This window comes from Cellvibrio sp. (assembly GCF_053579595.1).
In genome coordinates this window covers 1-10,885 of sequence record NZ_JBRFPI010000124.1, presented here as the reverse complement: position 1 = coordinate 10,885, position 10,885 = coordinate 1, and the positions used below count along the sequence as shown (strand labels likewise).

Sequence of the window (10,885 nt, the reverse complement as noted above, 5' to 3'; positions counted from 1 at the left end):
TCTCCCCGTCATCAATTCCCCATGCCAGAGCCAACCCAGCTAGTGGTTTACCGTGATCGCGATGATAAAGTGCGTTTTATGGCAGCCAATGCCATGACATTACGCTTGCTCTATTTATTGCAGGCCAACTCCGGGGCAAATCTGGGGGAGCAGCTTCATCTTATCGTCTCTGAGCTGCGGCACAATCATCCAGACACCTTATTTCATGAGGCGCAGGCCTTGATAAACGAGCTGTTCAAGCTAGGTATCATCAGCCATTTCGAGTAGCTAGTGAGATGCCCCGCATTTTACTGGTGAATTTTCCGGCCATTTGGTTATCAAAAGCGCAAAAATAGTGCAAAAAGTTTGGTCATTTACCCTAAAACTACGTTAAATCACAAAATCAGAGTAAATTTCTTTATATAATCCGCCCGCGACATTCAGAGTGTGTTTTGTCATCTTTCTGTAACCTTATGGTCACACAATGGAAACACCTCTGAAACACAAATGTCATTCTATAAATAACACCTGACACTCGGTGTTCAGGGTCTGAACACTAAACACACACATCCAGGAGACGACTCCATGAAAAAAACATTATTGGCTCTGGTTATTGCATCTGTTCTTCCCGCAGCAGCGTTCGCCGACGTTATCGTTTACGGTAAAGCAAATGTGTCTGTGCAAAGCACAGATGAAGTTGCGCTTTCAAGTGCAAATGGCAACCAAGCTGACGGTAGCAAAGTTGAATTGGTTAGCAACGCGTCGCGCATTGGTGTTAAAGGTGGTGAAGAAGTTAATTCAAAGCTGAAAGTGATTTATCAATTTGAATACCAAACTGAAGTAGATGATGGCACCAACGGTAGCCAAACTTTTGGTCAGCGTAATATCTATTTGGGTTTGCAAGGCTCTGCCGGTACTATCATGGGCGGTCACTTTGATACCCCAACAAAAGTCGCGCAAGAAAAAATTGATTTGTTCAACGATCTGGAAGGTGATATCACCCATATCTTCAAAGGTGAAATTCGTGCGAGCAACATCGTTCAATATGTAACCCCAACTTTTGGCGGTGGATTCTCTGGTTCGGTTGCTTATGTGACTGAAGAAAATGATGGTGTGACCAAAAAAACCGGTGAAACAGGTAATGGTATTTCTGCATCATTTGGCTACAACAGCCCAACTTTTTATGTTGGCGTAGCTATGGATCAGGACGTTGAAGCTGAAGGTGTTGATTTGATTCGTGTGGTTGGTCGTTTGACTCTCGGCGCTTTCCAATTCGGTGTGTTGGGTGAGAATTACGACAATGGCGTTGCCGATGAAGAAGATGGTGCACTGGTTTCTGCATTGTGGAATGTAACTGACAAGTGGGCGGTAAAAGCACAACACGGCAGCTCAGAAGTTAGATGGATTGACGGCGAAAGCAGCAGCATTGGTGTGGATTACAAAATGACCAAGAGTGCTACTTTGTATGGTTACTACACTGTGGTAGAAAATGGCCAACCAGACTTGGTTGCTGTAGACAGCTACCGCGATGATAACTACGCTGGTGTTGGCTTGGATTACAAATTCTAATTGTTGTAGTTCTTTCCTTGCGTAAATAAAGGGTGCCTTGGCACCCTTTATTGTTTGTACGTAATCTTGATAAGTAGCTAAAAAGAGGTGATGCGATGAGATGGGTACTGGCAGTAATGATCAGTGTTTGTTGCGCTACACAATCCTATGCCGATGACACCTGTGAAAACGCTGTTGATGCGGCTGATTCAATGAATGTAAATCAGCAGGATTGCGATTACACCGAAGAAGGGCTTAATGGTGTTTTGCACAAAGCTTTTAAAAAGGGTAGTGAAGGGGCGGTATTGGAAACCGATGCAGAAAATCCTGGCGATGGAAAAATGCCAACAACAGGAGGAGCGAAAAACCTCCCAAGTAAACCCATACAAACTAAAAAAGTGTTTTCACTCAGTGTTGAGGTGGATCAATGGTCCAGTGTTGTCCTGGCGCGTACGCAGTTGTTGCCTAAAGCTATGGAGCGATGCACAAACGGTTTTTCCGTGATGCGTGAAAATTATCGTCCGCTGGCGATGGGAAGAATTTCGCTGGGGATAGAATTTGTCTGCCTTGAATAACTAATTGTGAATGTAAAACGAAAAAGGCCGCAAATATTGCGGCCTTTTTATTGTGGCTATCTAACAAAAAACTATTTTTGATAATTAACCACAGCGATGTAATGCATGGCAGTCGGTTTATCTTGTACAAATCCGGGAATAAATTTGGATTTTTTCAGCGAGCTTTCGATGCTTGCTGCATCCGCTTGCTTACGTAGTGCTGCTTCAATAGTGCTCACAGTTTCCACTTTGCCATCGGCTTCAATGTTGGCCATAACGCGTGTCATCTTACCTTCGGCAAAAAATAATTTGCCGTCGCCATGTTCTTTGGTGGAGTAGGTGGCATACCAGTCGCTGGTATCCAAACGCTCTTGCGGTGCGTAATAGTGAGTGCCGTGTTGTGCTTGCAATGTACCCAAGTTAGGTAGCAAAACAATCGGTGCCTGAGTTCCGCCAAGTGAGTAGACCACGCGCATTTGCATTCTTACCGGAACCGCCTTGCCGTCAATAGTGGCTGGGGTAAAGGTGGCGGATTTGAGTGCGGATTCCGTCACTTTTTGCATGGATACCAGCGGGCTATTTTCGTAGCAGGTGACTGCGTTGATATTACCGGTGGTCATCACATCTGCCTGGCAGTAAACCGCCACGGTTTTTACCCCCTCACCAAATGAGGCTGGCATAGTAATTTGTTTACCCAGAGTTTCTTCTGCATTGCCAAACTTTGCTGGCGTATAAGCTGCTGCATAACTCGCAATAGGTGCAATAGCCGCTAGCATTACCAGTGAGCGAATGGTTTTTTGTAGGAAATTTTTAGTCATAGTGTGCTCCTCGTGAATCATTAAACGGCTATCTGCACCCTTCTGGGTCATTGATCTCCGGCTTCATTGTTAGATTAGCACTCGGCTTAGCACACTAATGTGAATAGTTTGTGACACTTTTTGATTTAAATAGAAATAATTTAAAAATATTTAGTTATTTCTGTGATTTTGATTATAAGTTTTGCCTGATCTGGGAGGGAATTGGATTTTTAGTGTCCCTGAATGTTTATTTTGGCTGCTTAATTGACCGTTTAAAAAAGTATAGATTTGTATTTTGGTGCGTGGCAGTCATTTTATGTGCACATAAAAAACCACCCGAAGGTGGTTTAATTGGATGGGGGCTACTTTCGATTTCCCTGCCGGTAGATCCACTTCCTAGTAGGTGTATTTCACATCCAGACTGAAACTGGTTCCTACCTGTTGTTTTAGAATCTCTACGTTTTCACCATTAGAGTTAACTTGTTCAAACACTCTTTCTTCATTGAGGATATTACCGAGTTTTATTTTGGTAGTGATGTTATCCGTTGCGTACCAGGAGTAGGTTAAATCCAGAGAGTTAAACGGTTGCTCGTAAGCATCCTGTGTATTTCCCAGCATGCGAGCGGCGAAGTAAAGGCGCTCACCAAACAGGTTATATACGAGGGATGCACTATGCTGGCCATCATCCGAGTCAAAACCCAATTGAGCATTGAGAACATATTCGGATTGACCAGTCAGTGGGCGTACTGGGTTGGTGTAACCCACTCCCTCAGGCGATACAATTTCTGAGTCACTCAAGGTTAAGTTGGTCGAGGTAAAGAAACCTGCACCCAAATTGAATAGAGATTCCAGCTCCAAACCGTAGATTTCACCGCTTAATGAGTTCTCAAACGTAAGAATTATGTCGTCGTCTGAACCTGGTATGTTGGTGCTTTCGATTGGATCTGCGATGTCTTTATAAAACAGTGTTGCGGTAAAATTATTATCGCTTTCGAAAAACCATTCAGTACGCAGATCATAGTGTTTGATTTGCGAGAATTTTAAGTAGGGGTTTCCTCTGTAGCGTTGATTATTGTCCGGACTGATAAATGAAACATCAGACATCTCACGCAGGTCTGGGCGCACGACTGTTTCGCTCGCACTTAGGCGCACCTGGAAGACTTCTGCATTCATGAAGCCTTCGTTCATATAAGTAATGGCCAGTGATGGATACCAGTCATCATCCATAAAACCATAGCGTTGATCGGGGTTGGTACTTATTTCGTTAATAATTTTTTTAAGGCTCTCGCCGGTGTAATCGAGCAGGTCTACGGGTATTAATCCCTGTTTGTAGGTTTCCTGACGAGCACCGCCAGTAACACGCCAGGTATCATCCCAGTTGGCGTCGAACATACCATAGGCACCTTCAATAATTTGTCCAGCAACATAACTTTCAGTACCAAATCCACCACCGACACTCAATTCAAAGTTGTTATTGAGATTGGTAACACGGTTGCTGTTCAGTACGTCGTTTACATCACCGCTTAATACAGAGCTTTGATTTCCGGATGCATCTATGTTGGCGGTATAGCCATAATATTCGCGTGACTTTTCGTTGTAGTTGTAACCACCTGACATGGTTAATTCCAATCTCTCAAAAACAAAAGGAATTTTGGCATTCCAGCCGCTGCTAGTTACCTCATCATCAAGATTGAGAAACTCAAAACTGGCCATAGCTGCTCGCGGTGATAATTGCGAGCTGATGAATGCGCCAGTTAATGGATCAATTGTGTTGTCTATGGCAATGGTCGATTGATTTGGGACATCAGTTTTCACAGTTGAGTCAGAGTAAAACCAATCAATGACAACAGTATCTAACCAATCGCGATTTAATTGGTCAAATTTGTGCTCACCGGTTAATTGTCCTACGTCTAGCTCGCGAATTTCCATACGCGTTACATGGCTTGCTTGCTCTGTGCCATTTTCGAGTGTATAGGTGCTGCCATTAAATCCGGTTTTAATACTTGCTTCATCGAGAATATTTTCGATGTGGTAAGCGCTGGCTTGCAACTCGTGCATGTCCTGAAAATTTAAACCGAAGTTGGTAGAAATTACTTGTCGAGTTTCTTCACTGGTGCGTTCAGTTTTGGAATAACGCGAATTCGGCGAGCCTATATCGCGACGCTCCTGATCCTTATTGCGCCATTTGGTGTCCTGACCAAAGTTAACAACAGCTCCGAAAGAGAAGTCATCATTCAATTCCCAATTGTTGCCCAATGCCAAACTGCCGGAAAAATCAACTGGTAAGGACTTTTTGTAAATTGCTACATCGCGATTTAATGACAGCAATAAATCGCGATTGGTTTGCACAGCAAAGGCATCGCGTTGTGCGTTAGTCACCGTCGGGTTTGCGCGTTTATAGAAATTGCCAATGCGCTGCTCACTTAAATTGCCTTGGTAGGTATTCAATGCATCGCGCATTTGTGTAGGCATATTATGTTTTTCGCCGTGGCTCGCGTGCGTCAAGCCATCGTCGCTTTCAGAGTTCATACCTGAACCCATAGCGACGCTAAATACGAATTCGTCGGGTACACCTTTGGTGCGGATATCAACTGCACCACCGCCAAAGTTGGCCGCTAGCTCAGGGGAGTAAGCTTTTTGAACCTTCAGTGATTCCACGATAGAAGATGGAATCAAATCCAGAGGAAGCACGTTGCGCGTCAACTCAGGAGATGGAACTGCTGCGCCATTCAATGTGGTGCTGGAGTAGCGCTCCCCCAGGCTGCGTACATAAACATATTTTCCGTCGAGTAGGGTGACGCCGGTCACACGAGTCAGTGCAACCGCGACGTTGGAGTCACCGGTACGGGAAATCTGGTCGGAGCTCATCAGGTCGGTAGCGAAGGCTTCTTCCATACGCTCAGTGACAACTGATTGGGCGGCACTTTGTTGGCGGCCAGTCACCATCATTTCTTCAATGACCGGAGCATCAATTTGCGGCAATTCGAGCGCGGGGACTTCAACTTTCTGTTCTGTATTCTGGGCGAAGGCGATTTGGCAAATACCCAGAGAAGTGGCGGTGATGGCCAGGAAGAGCTGGCGCCGCTTGGTATTTAATGTCTGCATGGTTAAAACCTTGTATGAACGAGGCTGTGATAAGAGCTGCTTACGACAGAGGCGCCCGGAGGCGCCTCTATCTGGGATCACAAGCGGTTTATGTACTTTCCCAATTAAAGGCCTACAGTCCAGCCGGATACCCAATCATTGGTTTCAGATGCAGCGCCAATATGGGTTGGGTTTACAAAGAAAGTGCTGGTGCCAGCTTTTGGTACTGCGCCAGCGTCAAATGCATCGGCCAGTTTGCTCACATCAGTTGGAGTGATGGCTACTGCCGCAGTTGAAGCATCAGTGATAGCGGCGAGGGTCAAGTAGGCGTTGTCTTTGGTGGTCAAATCTTTCAGTACACTCACTGGCAACTGGGTTGGAGAGGTGATGACTTTGTTACCAGCATTGCCAAGACCCGTGTCCAACCAAGTGGCAGTGCTGAAAGCAGCGTTAGATGGGTCGACTTTGGATGCGCTTACGCCTGTAGTACCGGCAAACAGGTTGCTTTTAGCAACGCTCCAGCCATCAATTGCACCTTTGACAGTTTGTGGGCCGTCAACGTCGTTGAAGTTCAGCAGTGCTTTTGAGGCCATAGCGGACGCGTTTGAGGTAACCACGCTGTTATAAAGTTCGATGAAGAAACCCTCACGAATTAACAGACCGAGAGAATCGCCATCTGGAGATGGTGTAGTGCCGGTGTTTTTAACAATGTTGTTAGTGACGCAAGTCAGGTTAGATATACGCAGTTTGGTCAATGGCGCTATGTCATCAGGGCGGCCGGCACCGGTATTGTCAGCTTCTACGCAATGGTTGCCTCCTACACCGGTTGGGTGTACAGACAGGGCGAATTGGATGTTGCCTTTATAGCCATCGGTAAAGTCAAATGAGTCATCCGAAGTGCCCACAGCTACGATGTGTTTGGCACTTACCGCACCACCGAACCATTCGAAGCCATCGTCTTGTGCTGAGTAGGCTTGTACGTAGTCGATAATGGTTTTTGAGCCTACACCGTTCAACGTCAGGGCATTCAGCTCGTTACCTTCAACTACTTTGTAGCCAGCATGTTTGATTACAACATACTTGAGTACGCCTGAACTCTCAGCATTGTTGGCGCCACCGTAAGTGCCAGGTAAGCCTTCAGATGTAATATGGCAACCGTGTACGTTGTTAGCTGTTGTGAGGCGTTGGGCATCGGTACATTTGTTGGTAATACCATTACCGTTGATTTGGATGCCACCCCAGAGGCCGCGATCAGCGATAGTGGCTGATTTGTCGCGCAGGTCTTTTACGCCAGAGAAAATAATTGGCTTGGTTTTGGTGCCTTCGGCGATAATCTTGGAGCCGCGTGCGATGCGCACGTAATCTTCACCGCGTTCAAATGCGAGTTTCGCGCCGGCAGCTACCGTCAATGTTGCCCCTTCGCCTTCCTGTGGAATGCGTTTGCCTGCTGCGGCAACGTTGCTATCTACATCTTCACCAATAAACAATGCACCTTGAAAAATGTGAACGCCGCCATCAGCCAGCTCCGGAACAAACAGGCTTACCTTTAATTGTTTCGCACTTGATGCAAAAGAGGTGTTGTATACACAGTTTTTGCCATCCTGAGTACCTTGCAGTTTTTGTCCATCTTGTTCGTATTGGGCGCAAGGATTAACTGTCGGGGTGGTAGTAGGTGGGTTGTTAACAGTCGTGTTGTTAGAATCAGTCACAGTGTTGCTCGGGTTCAGATTGACATCACCGCCACCACAAGCCGCCAAAGCTGCAGCCAATACATTCAATGCAAATAGGTTTTTCAGTTTCATGAGGTCACTCTCTTCTCAGTTTCACAAGGGGTGTAAGGAAAATGTGAACGCAGTGTTGTTTCGCGTTTGTGGCGCTATCTTCAGTGACAAATATGAAATTTAAACGACAGATTTGTGAAAGATTTATTGCTGATATGTGTCGTTAATGTTTCAAATGGCAGCTAAACCCCTTATTTGGCAGGTTGGTTTGAAACACATTGAAATGTTGCAATTTGTAACGGCAGGGTGTGGATTGCACTAAATTGGGTTGTTCAAGCTATAGCTATTCGCTAAAGTGGCGCTTCCTTAAAGCGTTACTTTATGAAACGCTTCAATTGCGCATTACTGCGCCTCAGGGACATTATGAAATCCATTGTCAAACCTTTGCTTGCTCTTCTCTCTCTTGGTTTTGCCGCCCCTTATACCAGCCTGGCGCAGACCGAACAGAATCCCGACCCTTGGCAGGGGTTTAACCGTGCAATGTTTACTTTCAACGATACGGTTGACCGCTGGACCCTCAAGCCCTTGGCTAAAACCTACAAGTTTGTAATGCCTGATCCGTTGGAAGTGGTGGTCAGCAATATTTTCAGCAACATTCTGGAAGTGCCTAATACGATCAACGGGGTTTTGCAGGGGGATTTAAAGGGGGCTGCACACGATACAGGCCGCTTGCTGGTAAATACCACTCTCGGTATTGGTGGTTTGTTGGATGTCGCCCAGTACATGAATTTACCGGCAGATACCCCGGAAGATTTTGGCCAAACTTTGGCGGTTTGGGGTGTGGGGCAAGGGCCTTATTTGGTATTACCCCTGTTCGGGCCAAGTACGGTAAGGGATGGTTTCGGCAAACCGGTAGACTATTACACTAATCCCACTGTCTACATCGATCATGTTCCTACTGATAACACGGTGATGGCTGTTTCATTGGCTAGCACCCGCGCAGGGCTATTGGAGCTTGAGAAGGGTATAACCGGCGATCGCTATGTTTTTGTCCGTGATGTTTATTTGCAGCGCCGCGAATACTTGATCAACAACGGTGAAATTGAGGATGATTTCGGCACGGAAGAGTTTGATGAAGAAGATTTTGAAGGGGAGTTTTAACCAGACGGCTACTGTAAAGTAGCCGTTTTTTTGTATTGGGCTGTCGTGTGAACTAGCTGTGTTAGGGAAGGATCTGAAGTATTTCCAATCCTATTATATAACCCCCTGCCTCATTAGTCGTAACCCGAGCTACTCTTGTTTTTGCTTTCAATGTCGGGCTGTGGCCATGATCAGAAGAAACCTCCACCTCCGCCTCGGTACCAACCTCAAGGCCTTTTTTAGTCTCCACCTGTAGTCCACCGCCACTTAAATCAAGGCACAGACCCTCTATGATGTCCGATGAAGCAGCCAGTTTGGCATTCAAGGGCGCGCCAATTTTCATGCGGATGAAATCGCGCTTTTCGCTGTAAGGCTTATCGTTAATCCCCATAGCTTGTTCCTCGTTATTGGTTGTTGTGTTCGTTATTGGTACTGGTGGGTTGTTTGATCTGGATAAGTCCAAATCCCACTGCTTGTGGCGTCGGTCTAGCCTAAACACAACTGAGTGTAGCACAGCCCCCCAAATAGCCAGAGTTCAGCGACGGATTTCTGCGTGCTAACTGCGCTACGAACGAGTGGTGAAAAAAAACCGCGCAGGGCGCGGTTTTTTTATAGCTACTGGTTTGGAGTTTGTGCAATTAACGCTCAAGATATTGCAGCTTGCCTGGCACACCATCCCATTCTTCCGCATCAGCGGGAGAGTCTTTGATCTCGGTAATATTGGGCCAGACTTGCGCCAACTCGGCGTTCAGCTCCAGAAATACCGCTTGGTCTTCGGGCAGTTCATCTTCCGAGAAGATGGCGCCCACCGGGCATTCAGGTTCGCACAAGGCACAGTCAATACACTCGTCCGGGTGAATCACCAAAAAATTGGGGCCTTCGTAAAAGCAATCAACCGGGCAGACTTCAACGCAGTCTGTGTGCTTACATTTGATGCAATTTTCCCCAACTACAAACGTCATAGGAGACTCCCACAAGTAACAGAATTCGATAGTCAATGCGCCAGTTTAACTTGGCACAACGCAAGAGCGCGCATTCTAAACAGCCAAACCCGGTTTGGGTAGGCTTTTTGCTTTGAATTTGCCTCGAAAAATGATGATTTACGCTCGAAAAAGTGCAGTTGAGAATGGTTCTTTTTGAATACCGATTTCGCAGATAACACTTATTGACTGCATCTATGCTCGCACTGTTATTTCCCCTTGATGTAAATCTCTTTCAATCGATACAGTTGCTCCAGTGCTTCGCGTGGAGTCAGGTTGTCCGGGTTAATTTTCTTGAGTGCATCCAGCGCCGGGTTAGGGAGCGCATCAAATAAACCGGATTGCGCGGGCGAATCGATAGCTGCTGCAGTTCCAACAGCGCTAATCGAATCGGCTAAGAACACTGGTGTAGTTGCCGATTTAATCGAATGCGGATGTTCGCCGTTTTCCAATAAATGTAATTGTTGCTGCGCTTCCGCCAACACCTGCGCGGGAATACCGGCAAGCTTTGCCACCTGCAAACCATAACTTTTACTAGCGGGGCCTTCCTGCACCTTATGCAGAAAGACAATATTGTCTTTGTGCTCGGTCGCATTCAAATGCACGTTGGCGATGCCAGATACCGTTTCCGGCAGCGTAGTAATTTCAAAATAATGTGTGGCGAACAAGGTAAACGCGCGCACTTTTTCGGCGAGATGTTTAGCGCAAGCCCATGCGAGCGAAAGACCATCGAAGGTACTGGTACCGCGCCCGATTTCATCCATCAACACTAAACTGCGCTCGGTGGCGTTATGCAAAATATTGGCGGTTTCGGTCATCTCCACCATAAACGTAGAGCGTCCACCGGCCAGATCATCAGCTGAACCAATACGGGTAAAAATGCGGTCAACAATTCCAATTGTCGCTTTTTGCGCAGGCACGAAACTGCCGATGTGTGCGAGCAGTGTGATCAACGCTGCCTGCCGCATATAAGTCGATTTACCACCCATATTCGGGCCGGTGATGATGAGCATGTCGCGCTGCGGATTAAATTCCAGATCCTTCGCCACAAAACGCGCCGATGTCACTTGCTCAACCACCGG

10 protein-coding genes are annotated in these 10,885 nt (G+C 46.5%); 4 read left to right on the top strand and 6 right to left on the bottom strand.

Features of this window, described 5'->3' with window-relative positions; translation table 11 throughout:
• The 3 genes from ACWA6V_RS09720 to ACWA6V_RS09710 all read left to right on the top strand — a co-directional run.
• A partial coding sequence (locus ACWA6V_RS09720; protein ID WP_449522299.1) for an HvfC family peptide modification chaperone occupies positions 1–267 on the top strand: 267 nt, incomplete at its 5' end.
• A 297-nt stretch (positions 268–564) separates the two neighbouring features.
• Positions 565–1,548 (top strand): porin, encoded by a 984-nt coding sequence (locus ACWA6V_RS09715; RefSeq protein ID WP_449522298.1) that lies wholly within the window; start codon positions 565–567, stop codon positions 1,546–1,548.
• A gap of 95 nt (positions 1,549–1,643) precedes the next feature.
• Complete coding sequence (locus ACWA6V_RS09710; protein ID WP_449522297.1) at positions 1,644–2,102, top strand: hypothetical protein; 459 nt, start codon at positions 1,644–1,646, stop codon at positions 2,100–2,102.
• Between the two features lie 71 nt (positions 2,103–2,173).
• On the opposite strand, the gene ACWA6V_RS09705 is transcribed toward ACWA6V_RS09710, so the two are convergent.
• From ACWA6V_RS09705 to ACWA6V_RS09695, 3 genes are all read right to left on the bottom strand, one after another.
• On the bottom strand, positions 2,174–2,899 hold the full coding sequence (locus tag ACWA6V_RS09705; RefSeq protein ID WP_449522296.1) for a hypothetical protein: 726 nt from the start codon (positions 2,897–2,899) through the stop codon (positions 2,174–2,176).
• A 375-nt stretch (positions 2,900–3,274) separates the two neighbouring features.
• The gene (locus ACWA6V_RS09700; protein ID WP_449522295.1) at positions 3,275–5,983 is read right to left on the bottom strand and encodes a TonB-dependent receptor domain-containing protein; all 2,709 of its coding nucleotides are present in this window, start codon (positions 5,981–5,983) and stop codon (positions 3,275–3,277) included.
• 104 nt (positions 5,984–6,087) lie between these two features.
• A complete protein-coding gene (locus tag ACWA6V_RS09695; RefSeq protein ID WP_449522294.1) occupies positions 6,088–7,764 on the bottom strand; it encodes a hypothetical protein in 1,677 nt (558 codons plus the stop codon).
• A 342-nt stretch (positions 7,765–8,106) separates the two neighbouring features.
• Between ACWA6V_RS09695 and ACWA6V_RS09690 the strand changes: the two genes are divergently transcribed.
• The gene (locus ACWA6V_RS09690) at positions 8,107–8,844 is read left to right on the top strand and encodes an MlaA family lipoprotein (RefSeq protein ID WP_449522293.1); all 738 of its coding nucleotides are present in this window, start codon (positions 8,107–8,109) and stop codon (positions 8,842–8,844) included.
• A gap of 61 nt (positions 8,845–8,905) precedes the next feature.
• On the opposite strand, the gene ACWA6V_RS09685 is transcribed toward ACWA6V_RS09690, so the two are convergent.
• From ACWA6V_RS09685 to ACWA6V_RS09675, 3 genes are all read right to left on the bottom strand, one after another.
• Positions 8,906–9,214: a PilZ domain-containing protein gene (locus ACWA6V_RS09685; RefSeq protein ID WP_449522292.1), complete on the bottom strand. Its 309-nt coding sequence runs from the start codon at positions 9,212–9,214 to the stop codon at positions 8,906–8,908.
• 247 nt (positions 9,215–9,461) lie between these two features.
• Positions 9,462–9,785, bottom strand: coding sequence for a ferredoxin FdxA (fdxA, locus tag ACWA6V_RS09680; protein ID WP_040391760.1), 324 nt, complete (start codon positions 9,783–9,785; stop codon positions 9,462–9,464).
• Positions 9,786–10,012: 227 nt separating this feature from the next.
• On the bottom strand, positions 10,013–10,885 hold an 873-nt coding region (locus ACWA6V_RS09675), incomplete at its 5' end, for a MutS-related protein (protein ID WP_449522291.1).